Origin of the sequence: Curtobacterium sp. VKM Ac-2884, assembly GCF_015350945.1 — a bacterium.
GTDB lineage: Bacteria > Actinomycetota > Actinomycetes > Actinomycetales > Microbacteriaceae > Curtobacterium.
Map to the genome: position 1 here is coordinate 1 of NZ_JADKSA010000009.1, position 17086 is coordinate 17086.

General features: G+C 72.5%; 17 protein-coding genes. 4 read left to right on the forward strand and 13 right to left on the reverse strand.

Annotated elements, in window-relative coordinates:
• Positions 1 to 297: 297 nt before the first annotated feature.
• The 3 genes from rlmN to ITJ60_RS18410 form a co-directional block, all read right to left on the reverse strand.
• The gene (rlmN, locus tag ITJ60_RS18400) at positions 298 to 1530 is read right to left on the reverse strand and encodes a 23S rRNA (adenine(2503)-C(2))-methyltransferase RlmN (protein WP_111086542.1); all 1233 of its coding nucleotides are present in this window, start codon (positions 1528 to 1530) and stop codon (positions 298 to 300) included.
• A gap of 90 nt (positions 1531 to 1620) precedes the next feature.
• Complete coding sequence (locus ITJ60_RS18405) at positions 1621 to 2571, reverse strand: C40 family peptidase (protein ID WP_194648995.1); 951 nt, start codon at positions 2569 to 2571, stop codon at positions 1621 to 1623.
• 172 nt (positions 2572 to 2743) lie between these two features.
• Positions 2744 to 3478: a pyridoxamine 5'-phosphate oxidase family protein gene (locus ITJ60_RS18410; protein WP_194648996.1), complete on the reverse strand. Its 735-nt coding sequence runs from the start codon at positions 3476 to 3478 to the stop codon at positions 2744 to 2746.
• A gap of 34 nt (positions 3479 to 3512) precedes the next feature.
• Here ITJ60_RS18410 and ITJ60_RS18415 point away from each other — a divergent pair, with 34 nt between their 5' ends.
• Positions 3513 to 4988, forward strand: a complete 1476-nt coding sequence (locus ITJ60_RS18415; protein ID WP_194648997.1) for a PLP-dependent aminotransferase family protein — start codon at positions 3513 to 3515, stop codon at positions 4986 to 4988.
• 50 nt (positions 4989 to 5038) lie between these two features.
• Here the strand turns inward: ITJ60_RS18415 and ITJ60_RS18420 are convergent, their stop codons facing one another.
• The 3 genes from ITJ60_RS18420 to ITJ60_RS18430 all read right to left on the reverse strand — a co-directional run bounded on the left by ITJ60_RS18420 (position 5039) and on the right by ITJ60_RS18430 (position 6740).
• Complete coding sequence (locus tag ITJ60_RS18420) at positions 5039 to 5554, reverse strand: hypothetical protein (RefSeq protein WP_194648998.1); 516 nt, start codon at positions 5552 to 5554, stop codon at positions 5039 to 5041.
• 98 nt (positions 5555 to 5652) lie between these two features.
• Positions 5653 to 6528, reverse strand: a complete 876-nt coding sequence (locus tag ITJ60_RS18425) for an alpha/beta fold hydrolase (RefSeq protein ID WP_194648999.1) — start codon at positions 6526 to 6528, stop codon at positions 5653 to 5655.
• A gap of 44 nt (positions 6529 to 6572) precedes the next feature.
• Entirely contained in the window at positions 6573 to 6740 is a 168-nt protein-coding gene (locus ITJ60_RS18430; RefSeq protein ID WP_159572230.1) for a hypothetical protein, read from the reverse strand.
• 154 nt (positions 6741 to 6894) lie between these two features.
• Between ITJ60_RS18430 and ITJ60_RS18435 the strand changes: the two genes are divergently transcribed.
• Together ITJ60_RS18435 and ITJ60_RS18440 are read left to right on the forward strand one after the other, a co-directional pair.
• Complete coding sequence (locus ITJ60_RS18435; protein ID WP_111086536.1) at positions 6895 to 7245, forward strand: GntR family transcriptional regulator; 351 nt, start codon at positions 6895 to 6897, stop codon at positions 7243 to 7245.
• Positions 7246 to 7256: 11 nt separating this feature from the next.
• Positions 7257 to 8198, forward strand: coding sequence for a DUF1648 domain-containing protein (locus ITJ60_RS18440; protein ID WP_194649000.1), 942 nt, complete (start codon positions 7257 to 7259; stop codon positions 8196 to 8198).
• Positions 8199 to 8329: 131 nt separating this feature from the next.
• Here ITJ60_RS18440 and ITJ60_RS18445 read toward each other — a convergent pair whose 3' ends face one another.
• Positions 8330 to 9091: an SDR family NAD(P)-dependent oxidoreductase gene (locus ITJ60_RS18445; RefSeq protein ID WP_194649001.1), complete on the reverse strand. Its 762-nt coding sequence runs from the start codon at positions 9089 to 9091 to the stop codon at positions 8330 to 8332.
• A gap of 80 nt (positions 9092 to 9171) precedes the next feature.
• Between ITJ60_RS18445 and ITJ60_RS18450 the strand changes: the two genes are divergently transcribed.
• Positions 9172 to 10695, forward strand: coding sequence for a hypothetical protein (locus tag ITJ60_RS18450; protein ID WP_194649002.1), 1524 nt, complete (start codon positions 9172 to 9174; stop codon positions 10693 to 10695).
• Between the two features lie 83 nt (positions 10696 to 10778).
• Here ITJ60_RS18450 and ITJ60_RS18455 read toward each other — a convergent pair whose 3' ends face one another.
• Genes ITJ60_RS18455 through ITJ60_RS18480 form a run of 6 tightly spaced genes read right to left on the reverse strand, consistent with a single transcriptional unit; the run spans position 10779 to position 16980 of the window.
• Complete coding sequence (locus tag ITJ60_RS18455) at positions 10779 to 11696, reverse strand: phosphogluconate dehydrogenase C-terminal domain-containing protein (protein ID WP_194649003.1); 918 nt, start codon at positions 11694 to 11696, stop codon at positions 10779 to 10781.
• On the reverse strand, positions 11693 to 12538 hold the full coding sequence (locus ITJ60_RS18460; protein ID WP_323749220.1) for a sugar phosphate isomerase/epimerase family protein: 846 nt from the start codon (positions 12536 to 12538) through the stop codon (positions 11693 to 11695). The genes ITJ60_RS18455 and ITJ60_RS18460 overlap by 4 nt, the downstream gene beginning before the upstream one ends.
• On the reverse strand, positions 12535 to 13350 hold the full coding sequence (locus tag ITJ60_RS18465) for a triose-phosphate isomerase family protein (protein WP_194649004.1): 816 nt from the start codon (positions 13348 to 13350) through the stop codon (positions 12535 to 12537). The genes ITJ60_RS18460 and ITJ60_RS18465 overlap by 4 nt, the downstream gene beginning before the upstream one ends.
• Entirely contained in the window at positions 13350 to 13835 is a 486-nt protein-coding gene (locus tag ITJ60_RS18470; RefSeq protein WP_194649005.1) for a ribose-5-phosphate isomerase, read from the reverse strand. Before ITJ60_RS18470 ends, ITJ60_RS18465 begins: the two co-directional genes overlap by 1 nt.
• Before the next feature lie 26 nt (positions 13836 to 13861).
• Positions 13862 to 15586, reverse strand: coding sequence for a dihydroxyacetone kinase family protein (locus tag ITJ60_RS18475; RefSeq protein ID WP_194649006.1), 1725 nt, complete (start codon positions 15584 to 15586; stop codon positions 13862 to 13864).
• Positions 15583 to 16980 carry an MFS transporter gene (locus tag ITJ60_RS18480; protein WP_194649007.1) on the reverse strand — a complete coding sequence of 466 codons (1398 nt, stop codon included), beginning with the start codon at positions 16978 to 16980 and terminating at the stop codon, positions 15583 to 15585. Before ITJ60_RS18480 ends, ITJ60_RS18475 begins: the two co-directional genes overlap by 4 nt.
• Positions 16981 to 17086 lie beyond the last annotated feature (106 nt).

Sequence of the window (17086 nt, forward strand, 5' to 3'; positions counted from 1 at the left end):
AGGCACGAGGTCAATCAATAAATTGGCATTGACAATGTGCACGCTGTTGAGTTCTCAAGGACCAGACGCACTCCCCCGCTCGACACCCGAAGATGCTCCGCCAGAGAGGCTGGTGAATCCGCTGCCCGGGGAAGAACCGTGGCGGACAAGATCCCCGGGTAAACCCAGTGACCGTCTCAGCCGTTCCGTTCTCCGCCGCCGTGGCAACGAGAGGTAACACTACACAGGCCCCGGGGGCCTCGCCAACCGTGGTTCCTCCCGGGCGTGTCGGCCCGGGAGTCCCCGTCGGCGGCGGGGCTACTCCGCTGCAGCGAGCTGCCCGCAGGCCCCGTCGATCTCCTTGCCACGGGTGTCGCGCAGCGTCGTCGGGATGCCCGCGGCGTTCAGCCGTCGGACGAACTCGTCCTGCACGTGCACCTCGGACGAGGTCCACACGGAGCCCGGCGTCGGGTTGAGCGGGATCGGGTTGACGTGCACCCAGCCCTTGCCGCGCTTGTTGAGCTTCTCGGCGAGCAGGTCCGCACGCCAGGCGTGGTCGTTCATGTCCTTGATGAGCGCGTACTCGATCGAGACACGACGGCCCGTCTTGACGTAGTAGTTGTGCGCGGCGTCGATCGCCTCGTCGGCCTTCCAACGCGAGTTCACCGGGATGAGCTCGTCGCGGAGTTCGTCGTCCGGGGCGTGCAGCGACAGCGCGAAGGTCACCGGGATGTTCTCGTCCGCCAGCTTGAGGATCGCGGGGACCAGCCCGACGGTCGAGATCGTGATGCCACGGGCGCTCATGCCGAGGCCGTTCGGCTGCGGCGCGACCATCAACCGCACGGCGTCCATCACCCGCTTGTAGTTGGCGAGCGGCTCTCCCATGCCCATGAACACGATGTTCGTCACGCGCTCGGCGTCGACGCGGTCCTTGCCGCCCTTGCGGGGATCGCCCCCGAGCTCGCCCGCGGCGATGGCCGCGTTGGCCCGGACGATCTGCTCGATGATCTCGGCGGTGGACATGTTGCGGGTCAGCCCCGCCTGGCCGGTGGCGCAGAACGGGCAGTTCATGCCGCAGCCGGCCTGCGACGAGACGCAGAGCGTGATGCGACCCGGGTACCGCATGAGCACCGACTCGACCAGGGCGCCGTCGTGCAGCTTCCACAGGAACTTGATCGTGTCGCCGTTGTCCGTCGCCAGCCGCCGGGTCTCGGTCAGCAGGGGCGGCAGCATCCCGGCGACGAGCTGCTCGCGCTGGGCGGCCGGCAGGTCGGTCATCTTGTCCGGGTCGGACGTGTAGTGCGTGAAGTAGTGGGTCGCGAGCTGCTTCGCGCGGAAGCCCGGCAGACCGAGTTCCTTGACGCGGGCCTCGCGCTCCTCGGCCGTCAGGTCGGCCAGGTGCACGGGCGGCTTGCCGCGCTTCGGCGACGCGAACTGCAGCAGCGGACGGCCGTCGGTGTCGGTCGCCTGCTTCCAGCCCTCGGTGCGCGGGCGCACCTGCGGACGAGCAGACTGCTGCTGTTCGAACGGGGTACGGGTGTCGGAAGCCATCAGGCCAGGATACGGGAGGCCCGTGACACGTCGGTGCCGGACCCTCCGGTGGCCGGGATGGTCACCGTCGACGGCCCCGCCTGCGTCGGATCAGCTGCCGGCGGGCAGCAGGCGCGCGAAGTGGTGCGCGGCCGAGTACATCGGCACGATGTCGACGACCTCGCCCGGGTGCGGTGCCTGCAGCACGAGCCCCTGGCCGAGGTAGAGCCCGACGTGGTCCTCGTCGTCGTACACGACCAGGTCACCGGGCAGCGCCTCGGACTCGGGGATCGTCGTCGCCGCGGCGTCCTGCGTCGGGACGTAGTGCACGAGCGGGATGCCGACTGCCGCGTACGCGACCATCGTCAGGCCGGAGCAGTCGATGCCCTCGTGGCTCGCGCCGCCCTCGACGTACGGGTCGCCCATGTACTGCAGGGCGGTCTCGACGATGGTGGCGCGGTCGCCGCCGGCGGACAGCGCCGCCGACAGGGCCGACTGCGCCTGGGCCGTGGTCACCCCGAAGCGCAGGTCGAGCGTCGGGTACGAGACGACCGTGGTCGTGGTGGTCATGCCGTCGGTCGTGACGACGGGGACCTTGACGTCGTGCGCCACGGTGAAGGTCTGCGCGGCCTGCGCGGTCGTCGTGCCCTGCTGCGTCTCGGCCGGGGTCGCCGCGTTCGCCGGCACGGCCAGGGTCAGACTCGAGGTCACGGCGATGGCCGGTGCGAGCAGGATCGCGGCACGCTTGGCGTTCGCGGTGCGGCGGATGTGCCGCGGGTCGACGGCCCGCTCGGCACGCAGGACGGCCTTCCGGCTCAGGACGGCCGCACCGGCGCTCGAGGCGACCGGGAGCGGACGCGGCTGCATCCGGACGGTGCGGGTCGGCTTCGGGTGCTCCACGAACGTGGCCCGGGCAGCGGCGGGACCGAGAGCCGAGCGACGACCACGGGGACGGGACGGCTGCGGCTGCGGCGACGCCGGGGCGGGTTCCACCGCGGTGTGCGGGGTCGCTCGCGAGGGCTGTCGGTCTTCGGCTGCTGCAGGCAGGGCGTGGCGTCCCATGGGTCCTTCCGGGTCGGGACCGCTGGGCGATCCGGAAAGTAACGTATTGGTCACGGGGCGGATCGAGGCTGGGCAGTCCCGGAGTGTTCCTGCGGCTCGTCACAGGAACGGGCGATCCTCGCAGGTCGCTCAGATGCGGCAGATCAGCGTCCAGGGGCCCGCGGACCCGGCGTCAGACGGACGCGACCCGCATGACGGCGGCGATCCGGGCCTCCCGGTCGGACGACTGGCGGTCGAGGCGAGCCGCCAGCGCCACGACGGACGCGTCGACCGGGGCGTCCCCCGAGATGTCCCCCGGTACCGGGACGCCGGCGCGGACCGCGAGTGGCAGCACGCCGGCCCAGACCGCGTGGTCCTCGCCGTCGTCCGCGGCCTCGCCGTTGCCCTGGAACCGGACCTTCACGCTCGCGCGGTCGAGGGGCAGCTGCAGGACCTGGGTGGCGCGGACCTCCTTCGGGGTCATCTCGCGGACCTCGTCGCGGCGGCCGGGCATGAGGTGGTCGGAGACCTGCCAGAGCGCCTCGGTGCGGAGCTCGGGCGGCACGACCGTCGCGGCGCCCGCGATCATCGCACTGCGGTAGTTCGCCGAGCTGTCGAAGGTCGATCGGGCGAACACGAGCCCGTCCAGGTGCGTGACCGTCGCTGCGACCTGCACGCCGGTGGCCCCTGCTTCGAGGAAGAGGCCGCCGCCGGTCGAGCCGTGCAGCAGCAGGACCGGGCCGGCGCCGAGGTCGCCGACGCCGCACAGGAAGGGCAGCACGATCGGGTGGCCGCCGCGGACGAACCCGACGTGGGCGAGGTGGGCCTCGGCGAGGATCGCCCGGAGGACGGCGGGGTCGTCGGACTGGCGTTCGCGGATCCGCCGGACGCGCAGGTCGGGGCCGTCGGAGGGGTTCGGGGTGCTCATGCGGGCCACGCTAGGTTCGACAGTGGTCCAGTGCGTGGACCAGATCGAGGTGATCGTGGTGGACCAGTCCGGAAAGACCGCAGGGGTGGTCGCGCGCGTCCGACGGATGGTCCACGACGGCACGCTGCGCGAGGGCGATCCGCTGCCCTCGACCCGGGCGTTGGCCGCCGAGCTCGGCGTCGCACGCGGCACGGTCGTCGCCGCCTACGACCAGCTCGACGGCGAGGGCTGGATCCGGACGCGGCACGGTGCGGTGGCGCGGGTCGTCGCGTCGGCTGGCACCGGCGGCGTGGCGAGCGTGGGCGGCCGGGGCGGCGCCGTCGGGGACTTGCTGCCAGCGTCGGACCCGGGTGCGACGGCGATGGCCACCGCCCGGGTCATCGACTGCCGCCCCGGGGTCCCCGCCGTCACCGCGATCGCGCAGCGGGACTGGCGCGCGGCCTGGCGGGCGGCGGCCGACGCCCCACTGCGGAACGCCGTCGCGGACCCCCTGGGCACGGTGGAGCTCCGAGCGCAGGTGGTCGCACAGCTCGGCCTGAGCCGCGGGTTCGCTCCGTCGGTCGACCGGGTGCTGCTGACCGCGGGGACCTCCGAGGCGTTGTCGCTCGTCACCGAGGCGCTCCGCGTGCACCTCGGACGCGCACCCGTGTTCGCGGTCGAGGACCCGGGGTACCGGACCGGTCAGCGTGCGGTGCTCAGCGCGGGCGGGACCGTCGTCGGCATGCCGCTCGACGACGACGGGATGGACCTCGATGCCCTCACCGCCGCACCGCCGGTCGACGTCGTGCTCGTCACGCCGACGCACCAGTACCCGCTCGGCTCGGTGATGCCGGTGGCGCGACGGCAGCGGCTGCTCGCCTGGGCTGCGGCGACGGGCACGCTCGTGGTCGAGGACGACTACGACTCGGAGTTCCGGCACCGCGGCAGCCCCGTGCCAGCACTCGCGGCACTCGACGCCGAGGGGGTGGTGCTGCACGTCGGCGGGTTCTCGAAGACGCTCGACCCACGGCTGCGCTGCTCCTACGTCGTGCTGCCCGCGACGGCTGGTGTGCTGGTCGGGGCCGGGCCCGTGGCCGGGGTCGCCGACGCGGTGCTCGCTGCCCGTCGTGCCCGCGGCGCGGTCGTCGCCGAGCCCGTGCAGGTCGCGCTCGCGCACCTGCTCCGGACCGGCTCGCTCCGCCGGCACCTCGGCCGGGTCCGGCGCGACTACACGCACCGTCGCGCCCGGATCGCGGCCCGGCTCGACGACGTCGTCGGACTGGAGGCCCGTGCGCTGACCGGCGGACTGCACGCCGTGGTGGTGTGGTCGGGTCCGGCGACGGGGCAGGAGGTCGCGGCGCGGATGGCCGGTGCCGGCGTGCTCGTCTCGACGCTCGAGGAGTACGGGATGGCTCCGGGCAGCACGCCGGCCGGGGTCGTGCTGGGGTACGGGGCGGTGACGGTTCCGGAGCTCGACCGGGCGCTGGACGCGCTGATCGGTGCGGTGGAGCGGGCCGCGACCGTTGCGTGACCCTGGTGCCCCGGTGCCCCGGTGCGCTCTGGCCGCCGGACGAGTCGCGATCAGCCGCCGGACTGAGCGGTCGCGACCACGTTCGAACCGGCCTGCTGGCACGCGGTGTTCAGGGTGCGCCCGACGAGGTCCCACTCGGGGCTGCCCTCGAGCGCCGGCCCCGACGTGGGTGCCGGGTGGGCGTCGAGGTACTCGTGCGCGTAGTCGATCGCGTTGTCGAGCCGCTCGTCGCTGCTCGACAGGTGCTCGTACCCGAAGCGCTCCGCCGCGATCAGCGCCTCGTACTGCGCATCGGTCAGGGCACCGCGGGAACGACCGTCCGAGGCGTTCAGGGCGATCGTCGACAGCGCGCTGATCTGCCCGCAGACGGCCGCGGCGCTGCGGTCCTCCTCCATCGGGTCCACCGTGGGGGACGCCGCCGGTGCGTCCACCGCTGCGTCCGCCGATCGAGCGCTCGACGAGGTCGGCGTCGGTGTCGACGAGGCGTCGGCGGAGCAGCCGGACAGGACGAGGGACGCGAGCAGCGCACCGGCGACGACGGGCAGCGCGAGTCGGGGGGAAGCCATACCCGCCATCGTGGCAGCGCCGTGGTCACGCACGGGGCATCGTGTCGAGATCGAGACCTCGTCGACACCGGATCGTGAGCAAGCGGGCGAACCGGTGGTCAGTGCTGCTGCAGGTGCGCCCGCACCTGTGCTTGCACGGCGGCGGCGTCGCGGTGGTCCCAGAGCGCGAAGTGCGTGCCACCCGGCAGCGTGACGAGCTCGGCGCCGGGGATCGTCTCGGCAGCGCGGGCGCTGTCGTCGTGCACGACCTCGGAGTCCGCGTCGCCGTGCACCAGGAGCGTCGGAGCCCGGACGGCACCGAGGTCGAGCGACTCGACGGCCGCGAGCTGGCGCACGTCATTGTCCCAGCCGGCGCGTCGGGGTCCGGACGCGTTGCCGGTCCGGGCGAGGCCGAGCAGGAACGCCCGCCGCACCGGGTCGGCCAGGACGCCGGCGACGTGTTCCCGCAGGGCCCGGCCACGCAGGGCGCTCACGCCGGCCACCGCAGCGCGTGCCGCGGCAGCCGGGGCGATGCGCGCAGCGGCCGACGCCAGACCGGCGCCGAACACCGTGTCGGTCACGAGTCGTTCGGCCGGTCCCGCCGACCCGGGGACCCAGCGACCGGACACCCCGGAGGCGACGGCGAGCGCCCTGGTCCGATTCGGGTGGCGGACCGCCAGTCGGTACGCGGCCGGGGCGCCACCGGACCAGGCCAGCACACCGACCCGGTCGATGCCGAGGTCGTCGAGGACCCCGGCGAGCTGGTCGGCCTCGTCGTCGATCGTGGAGTGGTCGGCGTCGAGTCGGGTGCCGAGGTAGCCCGGTCGCGAAACCGTGACCACGCGGAAGTCCTCAGACGGCAGGAACGCCCCCATCAACTCGGCGACGTCGATCCCGCCGGGGCTGCCGTGCAGGATCAGTACGGGGACGCCGGTGTCGGAGCCTCGGGTCCCGACCTCGACGCCACGGGTGACCGCTCGGGTCGAAGGGGGCATGGGCCGACGATACTGCTGGCCCCCGTGCGGCGTCGGTGGCGGGGTCAGCGGGCCTCGGGGCGCGCGGAGCCGCGGGTGCTCACGAGGTCGGCGAGGGACGGTTCGGCCTCGTCGGTGGGCACGGCCCAACCACGTCGGGCGGCCTTGCGGACGAGACGGTAGGTGGTGACCTGGACGGGCTCCACCCCGTCGGCGGATTCGTAGTTCGTCATCGTGGTTTTCTCCCTGAATCGCGAGTGGTTCGCTGCAGCCGAAAGTACCCGGACGCCGTACCCCCGGACGGGGGCCTGCGTTCCATGGCCAAAGGCCGGAGAGCGCGCCACGAGGACCGTCGCGTCAGCGGGATTGTTCGCATACAATGCGAACATGTTGATCACCGTCGACCCGACCGCGCGGGCCACCCTCGCCGAACAGGTCGCGTCACAGATCCGGTACGCGATCGCACGCGGAGACCTCGCGAGCGGGGAACGCCTGCCGTCGGCGCGCGACCTCGCCGCCGCGGTCGACGTCAACATGCACACGGTGCTGCGCGCCTACGCACAGCTGCAGGACGACGGACTGATCGAACTGCGGCGGGGTCGCGGAGCAACGGTCTTGCGATCGGGCAACGCGTCGTTCGACCGGCTGCGCACGCTCGTGGACGAGCTGCGCGACCAGGCCGACACGCTCGGGGTCCCGCTCGACGACCTGTTCACGATGATCAAGGGGGCACGATGACGAACCGACCGATGGACGCAAGGACTCGCCTGGCGGTGGTGGCACCCGGGACGGCGGTGTCGCTGGCCCTGGTGGTCGCGGCCCTCGTCGCCGCACCGAGCCTGCCGGACCGCATGGCCGTCCACTTCGGGGCCGACGGCACCGCGGACGGCTGGAGTTCGCCCTGGCCGGTGTTCTGGATCACGCTCGCGGTGACCGCCGGCGCCGTGGCCGTGGCGTTCGCGGCGCTGCGGATGCCCGACCGCCGGACCGCCGCCACCCTGGTGCTCGTCGCCAACCTGTTCGCCGGCAGCCTGGGCACCGCCTGGATCGTGCTCGCCGCGACGAACACCGTCGGCGACGGGACGCTGTCCGGCTGGTGGACCGTGCCGTTCCTGGCCGTCAGCGCGGTCATCGCCGCGGTCCCGGTCGTCGCGCTCGTCCGGACGGCTCCCCCGGTGCCGGCGCACGACGTCGAACCGCTGCGCATCGGGTCGGACACACGGGTCGCGTGGCGCGCCCGCATCGGCAGTCGCTGGTTCGCGGCGCTCGGGGCCGTCGTCGTGGGGCTCGGGATCGGCACGGGGCTCGCGATGGCTCCGGTCGACCTCGGTACGGCCGTCGCCTCCGGAGCGGTGTTGGTCGTCGCTGGGCTCGCCGTACTGGTGCTCGCCCGGGCCGAGCTCACCGTGGACCGGCGTGGGATGCGACTGACCTCGACGTGGACCCGCATCCCGCTCATGCGCGTCCCGCTCGAGCGGATCGAGTCCTGCGGGTGGGAGGACGTCTCGCCCGGACAGTGGGGTGGCTGGGGCTACCGGCTCTCCGGCCGTGGGGTCGCCTACGTGGTGCGGTCGGGGCCGGGCCTCGTGGCACGGCTCCGCGGCGGGCAGGCACGGATGGTGACGGTGCCGGACGCTGCGGGCGGGGCCGCGGCCCTGGGCGCGCTGCTCGCCCACCGCACGCCGGCCTGACGGGGCTGCGCCGGGCCTCCCGGTCGGGGTGGTGATGCCACGAGTCTTGGGTGAGGCGACAGTCCTCGCACTGCGGAGCCCGAGAGGTGTCGCTCAGCCCGAGACTCGGGGCGAGCTCGCGCCGCAGGCGGTCAGAGGCTCGTCATGCCGCCGTCGACGCGGAACTCGGCGCCCGTCGCGTAGGACGACTCCGCGCTGGCGAGGTAGACCATGATGCCGGTGACGTCGTCGGGGGTCCCGGGGCGACCGAGGGGCGTGCGGGCGACGATCGCGGCCCGCGCTTCGGGGTCGCCGGAGATCGCCGAGACGAGGCCGGTCTCGGTGTAGCCCGGTACGACGGTGTTCACCCGGATGCCGTCCCCGGCGTAGGCCATCGCGGTCGCACGGACGAGCGCGTGGATGCCGCCCTTGGTCGACGAGTAGGCCGCGAAGTCCGCACCCTCGCCGTTCAGCCCGGTGGGTGAGCCCGTCGCGATGATCGACCCGCCGCCGCCGGCCGCGAGCATCGCCCGGACGGCGTGCTTCACGGTCAGGAACGTGCCCGTCAGGTTGACCGCGACCGTGCGGTTCCAGGTGTCGAGCGAGACGTCCGCGACCCGGGCGTCGTGGCCGAACAGTTGCACGCCGGCGTTCGCGACGACCACGTCCGGCGTCAGATCGCGCTCCGCGAGGGCGGCGAACCCCGCTGCGACGCTGGTCTCGTCGGCGATGTCCACGGTGAGCGGCAGCGCGAGCGAGCCGGCTGCCGCTGCTGCGGTGCCCGCCGCCGTCGCGTCCCGGTCGGCGTAGACCACGCGTGCGCCCTCGGCGACGAACCGGTCCGCGATCGCACGGCCGATGCCGGAGCCCGCCCCCGTGACGAGTGCGGTCCTGTGGTCGAGTCGTGCGGTCATGCGGGAGCTCCGTCCTGGGAGCGCCGTCGCTCCACAGACCCATCATTGCCCAACCGGTTGACCGGTGGTAGTCATGAGCCATGACTGCGACGTCGATGGGCACTGCGACGTCGATGGGTGCGTGGCGGTTCACGCTGCGCGGCGCCGAGCTCGCCGACCTGGCGTACGACGGCGAACCGGTGCTGCGGGCGATCCGGTTCGTGACGCGTGACCACGACTGGCGCACCGCCGACGACACCGTGCTCGCTCGGACGCTGCCCTCCGGCACGGGCAGCCGCGGGCGCCTGCGCATCGAGGCCAGCGCCCGCTACGACGACACCGAGGTGCTCCGGTACGTCCTCGAGGTCACCGTCGACGGCCCCATCCTGCGCGTCGACGCGACCGGCACCACGACGACGCCGTTCCGCCGCAACCGCATCGGCCTGGTCGTGCTGCACCCGCCGACCCTCGCCGGCGTGCCCGTCACCGCGCGGCATCCGTCCGGCAGCGCCACCGCGGCCGCGTTCCCGACGTGGATCGCGCCGCACCAGCCGGCCGGCGACCTGTCGGGGCTGGACTGGTCGACGGGCCGGGTCGCGCTGACGCTCGACCTGGCCGGCGACGTGTTCGAGACGGAGGACCAACGGGGCTGGACCGACGCCTCGTTCAAGACCTACTCGACGCCGCTGTCCGAGCCGTTCCCCGTCGCGCTCGACGCGGGCTCCGTGGTCCACCAGTCGCTCACGTTGCGCGCGACGACGGACGATCGACCGGGAGGCACGGCCTCCCCCGCCCCGGACCTCGCGTTCCTGGACGGGCCGGCTCCCACCGCGGTGGTCGCCCCGCCGCCGACGCTCCAGCTGCTCGCTGCCTCGGCCCCGGCGGCTGCGCGCCGGGCCGACGCGCGCCCACTCGGCGTGCCGGTCCTGGTCGAACCCGTGCTCGACGATCCGAACGTCGGGGCGGTGCTGGCGTCAGCTCGGCGCGATGCGGGTGGCGGGCCGCTCGACGTCCGGTTCGTCACCGACGACCCGGATCGACTGCGCGCCGCGATCGACGACGTGCTCGCGGGCGGGCCGGTCGTCCGCATCGGGGCGTTCGACCCGTCCTCGCACGTGACGACCCCGGCGCTGCAGCAGGCCCTCCTCGATACTGCGGCGGCTGCCGGCGACCTCGAGGTCGTCGCGGGTACGCGCGCGCACTTCACGGAGCTGAACCGGACCGTCGACCTGTTCCGCGACTGGGACGGGCCCCTGACCTTCAGCGTGACGCCGCAGATGCACGACCGATCGCCCGAACAGGTGACCGAGTCGATCCGGATGCAGCGCTGGGTGGTGATGAGCGCCTCCCGGCTGGCCGCCGGCAGGGCGCTCCACGTCGGACCGGTGACGCTGCGGCCACGGTTCAACGCGGTGGCGACGTCCGCGCGCCCCGTCGTGACCGACGCGACGGTCGAGGCCGGGTACGGGCCGCAGTTCGTGGCGGACGCGACGGATCCGGCGCAGCACTCGGCGGCGGCAGCGGCGTGGTTCCGGGCGTCCGTGGGGGCGCTGACGGTGCCGGGGGTCGCCTCGATCACCCTCGCCGAAGCCTGGGGACCCCGCGGCGGGCCGCTGCCCGCGTAGGAGGGCCCAGCAAGTACCGCGAAAGCGACAGATTCCCGCTGAGGGTCGGCGGGAATCTGTCGCTTCGGCGGATCAGACGGGTGTCAGCGGCGGACGGCGTCGATCTTGAGCATCTTCGCGATGACGCTGTCGAGCTCGCTGTCGTCGAAGACCTGCTTCCAGTCCTCCTTGATGAGCTTCTCGCGGCCGTAGCCCATGGCGATGTGGCATGCGTCCGAGAACGGGTTCGAGCCGCGCAGGCCGTTGGTCAGCGCGATCCACGTGTGGCCGTAGAGCATGGCGCGGGCGGCCTCGCGGGGCACGCCGACGCCGGTGACGGTCTCCTCGAGGGCGTCGTTGAGGAAGTCGCCGATCATGCAGGCGATGGTCTCGACCAGGGTCGGCTCGAGCACGGCGAGCTGCTTCACGGTGACCCAGTGCACCTGGATGACGGGCGCGTACATGGTGGTGATGACGGCCTCGGCGATCGCCTTGGCGCGCTCGTCCTCGTCGCCGAGGGACTCGGACGCGTCGAAGGCCGCGATGACCTCCTGCGGAGCGGCGATGCCCCCGAAGGTGTCGTCCCACTCGGCCTTGGTGGTGCGCTCGAGGAACACCGACGGGTGGCACGGGTGCGCCACGGCGTAGTGGATGTCCTCGCGCTTGGCGAGCAGTCCGGCGTAGGCCGCGGCCGGGTCGAGCGTCAGGATGCTGGCACCCGACTTCATGACCGGGACGAGCTGTTCCGAGATGCTCCCGAGCAGGACGTCCGGCACGGCGAGGATGACCACGTCGGCGACCTTGGCGGCCTCGACGCTGTCGGTGAGTGACCGGCCGAGGGCCTGGATGCGCTCCTGCCCGGCGGGCGAGGCCTCGCTGTAGAGCGTCGTGTACTCGCTCTTCGCGAAGTTGTTCGAGACGCGGGTGCCCATCTTGCCGCCGGCACCGATCACGGCGACGGTGACGTCGGCCGTACCGGATCCGGCAGCGACGGTGTGGGGGGTGGTGACGGTGTCGGTCATGATTCCTTGCTCCTGATGTGCTCGATGGTGTGTTCGGTCCACGCCGCCTCGATGCGGGTGGTGGTCTGTGCGGGCGTCTCGCCCGGTCGTGGTTCGGCGCCCGCGTGCTCGTCCTGCCAGGGCAGCCAGAACTCGATGACGCGGTTGATCCCCCGGGTGTCGGGGTCGATCGCGGCGCGGACGGCGTCGTGGTCGATGACCCCGGTGCCCATCGGGACGCCGGTGTACTGGAACCCGACCCACCCCGGTGACCGGGTGAACCCGGAGTCCTTGACGTGCCAGTTGACGACGTGCGGGGTGGTCATCGCGACGACGTCGGCGGGGTGTTCGAGCCGTGCGACGGTGTTCGCCGGGTCCAGGCAGATGCCGAGGTGGTCGGAGCCGATCGCCTGCACGACCGCTACGAGGTCGGCGGTGGCGACGACCTCGTAGGTCTCGAGGGCGAGCGTCACCCCGGCCGCTTCGTAGGCGGGCAGCGCCTGACGCAGACGGCGTTCGGTCTCGGCGGCGTCCGGCTGGTCGTCGCCGCTCGTCCACATCGACCGGACGAGCGTCGCACCGAGCACCTGCGCGATGTGCAGGTACCGGGCGAGGTGCGCCGGGTCGGTACCGCGGGTGCCGACCTCGAGTGTGAGCCCGAGGTCGTCGGCCAGCGTCCGGATCGCGGCCAGCCGGTCGTCCGACGCGGTGTCGAGCGGCAGGTGGTCGCAGATCTGGAACAGGTCGACGCCGTCGTGGGCCGCGGCGTCGCGCAGGGCGTCGTCGAGGGACAGCGGTGCCGGCACGCGGCCGGACATCCGCCAGAAGTAGGCGTAGGTGGAGAGGCCGAGCAGGGAGGTCACGCCGGTGCTCCGTCCTGCGTCGCGGCCAGCGCCTCGGCTTCGTCGAGGATCGTGCGGATCGCCTCGGGGTCGTGGGCGAAGCGGCCGAGGAACAGGCCACCGATGCCGCCCTGTCCCCGGGTGAGCAGGCCCGGCCCGGCGCTGCCGCCGTAGATGACGACCGAACCGGCGAGCTCCGGACGGGTCGCCAGGTGCTGCTCGATGCCCGCGAGCACCGCGACGATGTGCTCGTCGGGAGCGGGCTGCGGTGCGCCGATGGCCCAGACCGGCTCGTAGGCGGCGATGACCGGCCCGGCGAGCCCGTCGGCGACGGCCGTCGCGACGAAGCGGTCGAGCTGCGCGGTGACCTCGGCGACGGCAGCGGACGGGTCGCCGTCGGCCGCGCGGTCGGTCTCACCGATGCAGATGAGGGGACGCAGACCGTTGCGGAAGGCGGCGTGCACCTTGCCGGCGATGTCCTGGTCGGACTCGTGGAACAGGGAGCGACGCTCGGCGTGCGCGATCTCGACCAGGTCGACCCCGACCTCGCGGAGTTCGCGGCCGGACACCTCACCCGTGAAGGCACCCTCGTCGGCCCACGCCAGGTCCTGCGCGCCGAGGAGCACCGGGGTGCGCTCGAGCACGGCGTGCACCGGCACGAGCGACGGGAACGTCGGGATGACGAAGAGTTCGACGGCGCCGGACTGGACCGCCGGGTGCGTCCGGGCGATGTCGGCCACGGCGGCCGCCCACTCGAGCATCCGGGCGTGCCCGAAGTACATCTTGAGCGACACCCCGATCGTGATCGGGGCCGCCGCCGTGGTCGCCGGCATCAGGCGTCGGTCCCGACCGGAGCAGAACCATCGTAGGAACAGATCGCCGCGACCTTCTCGGCGCTCGCGCTCGACTGGTCGAAGGTGTAGCCGAGCCACTCCTTCGCCATCCGGCGGGCGACCTCGATGCCGACGACGCGCTGACCCATGCAGAGGACCTGGGCGTCGTTCGACAGGACCGAACGCTCGACGCTGAACGAGTCGTGCGCCGTGACGGCCCGGATGCCGGGGACCTTGTTCGCCGCGATCGCGACACCGAGTCCGGTGCCGCAGATCAGGATCGCGCGGTCGGCCTCACCGGACGCGACGAGTCGCGCAGCATCGACGGCCACGTGCGGGTACGCGGTGTGCCCGTCCGCGTCCACGCCGACATCGACGACCGACGCGACCCGCGGGTCGGCCTGCAGGTCCTGCTTGATGATCTCCTTGTAGTCGAACCCGGCATCGTCCGAGCCGACGACGATGCGGAACTGCTGGTCACTCATGCGGGTGCCTTTCGTGGTGGTGTGGATCAGGCGGGGACGGAGACGGTCGACAGGACCGCCGCGGTGATCAGGGCGAACGAGATCGCGCCGGCGTCGGGGGTGCCGACCGCGTCCTCGCCGTGGGTTCGGGCGCGGCCCATCTTCGGCAGCAGGTCGGCGGTCGCGTCGGCGGCGGCCGTCGCTGCGGCGGACGCGGCCGACCAGGCGCGGACCAGGTCGTCGCCGGCCGCGACGCGGTCGGTGAGGACCTGGTCGAACGGGACGATCGCGTCGACCATGGTCTTGTCGCCGGGGACGGCTCCGAAGGCGAGGACCGCCTCGACGGCCGCGTGCACGGCCTGTGCAACGGTGGCGGCTGACGGACGCTGGTCGTCGCCGAGGACGCGACCCAGTGCCTCCAGGGCGGCTCCCCAGATCGCGCCGGACGTGCCACCGGCCTTGTCGGACCAGGCATCTCCGGCGATCGCCAGGACGCTGCCGGCGCCGGCGCCCCGTGCGGCGGCGTCCTGCGCGGCGCGGTCCGCGGCGGTGGAGCCGCGCTGCATGCCGATGCCGTGGTCGCCGTCGCCGGCGACGGCGTCGATGCGACCGAGCTCGTCGGCGTGGTCGTCGATGGTGGTGCGGATGGCCGTGATCGCCTCGACGACCCGGGCGGCGGATGCCTGCGACGCCTCGGTGCCGGGCGTGACCGGTGCCTGCTCGTCCGCGGCGAGCGCCTCGGGTGCGACCGGCTGCTGCGGGACGGCACCGCCCTTGCGGTAGGCGGGGCTGTCGGCGGGCGCGGCCCAGAGCTCCTCGAGTTCGTCGTCGAGCCAGAAGAGTGTCAGTGAGACGCCGGCCATGTCGAAGCTCGTGACGAGTTCGCCGACCTCGGGTTCGACGACCACGACGCCCGCGTCGGCGAGCCCACGCTGCACGGCACCGAAGACGACGAAGAGTTCCTCGTACTTGACGCTGCCCAGGCCGTTGAGGATCGGGACGACGCGCTGGCCGGCATGCGCTTCCACGCCCTCCGGCAGCTCGGTCAGCAGTTTGTCGACGAGGAGGTCGGCCAGGCCGGACGCGGTGGGGACGTCGGCCTCGGCGATGCCCCGCTCGCCGTGGATGCCCATGCCGATCGCCATGCGCCCCTCGGGGACGGTGAAGAGCGGCTCGTCGGCTCCGGGCAACGAGCAGCCGGAGAACGCGACGCCGAAGCTGCGGGTGCGGTCGTTGGCACGGGACGCGATGGCGGTGACCGCGTCGAGGTCGTCCCCGCGTTCCGCTGCGGCGCCGGCGACCTTGAAGACGCACAGGTCACCGGCGATGCCACGACGCTTGTGGGCTTCGTCGCTCGGGGCAGAGGCGACGTCGTCGGTCACCCGCACGGTGCGGACGTCGATCCCGCTGTCGGCCAGTGCCCGCGCCGCGGCGTCGAAGTTGAGCACGTCGCCGGCGTAGTTGCCGTAGCTCAGCAGCACCCCGCCGCCGTGCTCGGACGCCTTCGCGACCGCCGTGACCTGCTGGGCGCTCGGGCTGGCGAACAGGTTCCCCATCGCAGCGCCGGCTGCCAGGCCGTGTCCGACGAGTCCGCCGAACGCCGGGTAGTGGCCGGAGCCACCGCCGACGACGAGCGCGACGGTCCCCTCGGGGCTGGTGGTCGAGCGGGCGACGCCGCCGTGGACCTTGCGGACCCGGGCCTGGTTCGCGGCCACGAAACCGTCGACCATCTCGTCGGCGAAGTCGGCCGGGTCGTTGAACAGGCGGGTCATGCGTGGCTCTCCTGGGTCGTGGTCGTCGTGGCCTGCGCCGCAGCGTCGGCGTCCCGTCGTTCGTTCCGCTTGGTGTTCCGACCGAGCACGAACATCAGCACGCTCGACAGCACCATGAAGAAGCCGACGATGAACATCGGGACCTGGTAGCCGCCGGTCCACCCGCTGACGACGCCCGTGATGTACGGGGCGGCGAACCCGCCGAGGTTGCCGATGGTGTTGATGAGCGCGACCCCAGCGGCCGCGGCGGCACCGGTCAGGAACTGCGTCGGCACGGTCCAGAAGTTCGGCAGCGCGGCGAAGATCGCGCAGGCGGTGACCGCGATGACGGCGATCGTGGCGGCCGGGCTGTTCATGTAGAGCGCGACCGGGATGCTCAGGCCACCGACGAGCGCGGGGACGGCGATGTGCCAGACCCGGACGCCACGGCGGAAGGCGTCACGCGACCAGAAGTACAGGACGACCGCGGCGGGGACGTACGGGATCGCCGTGATCATGCCCTTCTGGAACAGGTCGAACGTGGTGCCGAACTGTTCCTGGAAGCCGTCGATGATCGTCGGCAGGAAGAAGCTCAGCGCGTACAGGCCGTAGATGAAGCCGAAGTAGACCGCGGCGAGCATCCAGACGCGACCGGAACCGAAGGCCGCACGGAGACCGCCCTTGGCGTGCCCGTCTCCCCCGCTCTTCGCGGCGCTCTCGGCAGCGAGCGTCGTCTCGAGCCAGACCTTCTCGTCCTCGTCGAGCCACTTCGCCTGCGACGGCTTGTCCTTGAGCACGAAGAGGCACAGGACGCCGACGATGATCGCCGGGATCGAGACGCACAGGAACATGAAGCGCCAGCCGGCCAGGCCGCCGAGCATGCCCTCGTGGGTCATCAGCCAGCCGGCGAGCGGGGAGCCGATGACGCTCGTCAGGGGCTGGGCCAAGTAGAACAGCGCGAGCATCTTGCCGCGGTGCCGGGCGGGCACCCACGTCGACAGGAACAGGATTGCGCCGGGGAAGAACCCGGCTTCGGCGATGCCGAGCAGGAAGCGCAGCCCGACGAGCTGCGGGTAGTTCTGCACCCACGTGAAGAGCAGCGAGACGATGCCCCACGTGATCATGATGCGCGCGAGCCAGATGCGCGCGCCGAACTTGTGCAGCGCCAGGTTGGAGGGCACCTCGAGCACGAGGTAGCCGATGAAGAACACGCCGGAGGCGAACCCGAACTGCGCGGCGGTCAGACCGAGGTCCGCCTCCATGCCGTTCGGGGCCGCGAAGGAGATCGCGGTGCGGTCGAGGAAGTTGATGAAGAACATCAGTGCCACGAACGGCACGATGCGGATCGCGATCTTGCGGATGGCCGTCTTCTCGACGACCGAGGTGGGGATGCCTCGCGTGGCGGGGATGTCCACGATGACTCCTGCTCGGTGGGGGTGGTACGACTCCGACCCGTGCTCGGCGCTCGGACGGAGCGGGCGCATCGGTGCGCCTGGTCCAGTGTGCGGATTCGAGGCCGAC

Coding starts and splice junctions, on each gene's coding strand:
- ITJ60_RS18420 (WP_194648998.1), bottom strand. CDS start 5,554: ATGGCTTCCCCCCGACTCGCGCTGCCCGTCGTCGCCGGTGCGCTGCTC.
- ITJ60_RS18445 (WP_194649001.1), bottom strand. CDS start 9,091: ATGACCGCACGACTCGACCACAGGACCGCACTCGTCACGGGGGCGGGC.
- ITJ60_RS18425 (WP_194648999.1), bottom strand. CDS start 6,528: ATGCCCCCTTCGACCCGAGCGGTCACCCGTGGCGTCGAGGTCGGGACC.
- ITJ60_RS18455 (WP_194649003.1), bottom strand. CDS start 11,696: ATGACCGACACCGTCACCACCCCCCACACCGTCGCTGCCGGATCCGGT.
- ITJ60_RS18450 (WP_194649002.1), top strand. CDS start 9,172: ATGACTGCGACGTCGATGGGCACTGCGACGTCGATGGGTGCGTGGCGG.
- ITJ60_RS18465 (WP_194649004.1), bottom strand. CDS start 13,350: ATGCCGGCGACCACGGCGGCGGCCCCGATCACGATCGGGGTGTCGCTC.
- ITJ60_RS18435 (WP_111086536.1), top strand. CDS start 6,895: ATGTTGATCACCGTCGACCCGACCGCGCGGGCCACCCTCGCCGAACAG.
- ITJ60_RS18410 (WP_194648996.1), bottom strand. CDS start 3,478: ATGAGCACCCCGAACCCCTCCGACGGCCCCGACCTGCGCGTCCGGCGG.
- ITJ60_RS18470 (WP_194649005.1), bottom strand. CDS start 13,835: ATGAGTGACCAGCAGTTCCGCATCGTCGTCGGCTCGGACGATGCCGGG.
- ITJ60_RS18430 (WP_159572230.1), bottom strand. CDS start 6,740: ATGACGAACTACGAATCCGCCGACGGGGTGGAGCCCGTCCAGGTCACC.
- ITJ60_RS18475 (WP_194649006.1), bottom strand. CDS start 15,586: ATGACCCGCCTGTTCAACGACCCGGCCGACTTCGCCGACGAGATGGTC.
- ITJ60_RS18440 (WP_194649000.1), top strand. CDS start 7,257: ATGGACGCAAGGACTCGCCTGGCGGTGGTGGCACCCGGGACGGCGGTG.
- ITJ60_RS18405 (WP_194648995.1), bottom strand. CDS start 2,571: ATGGGACGCCACGCCCTGCCTGCAGCAGCCGAAGACCGACAGCCCTCG.
- rlmN (WP_111086542.1), bottom strand. CDS start 1,530: ATGGCTTCCGACACCCGTACCCCGTTCGAACAGCAGCAGTCTGCTCGT.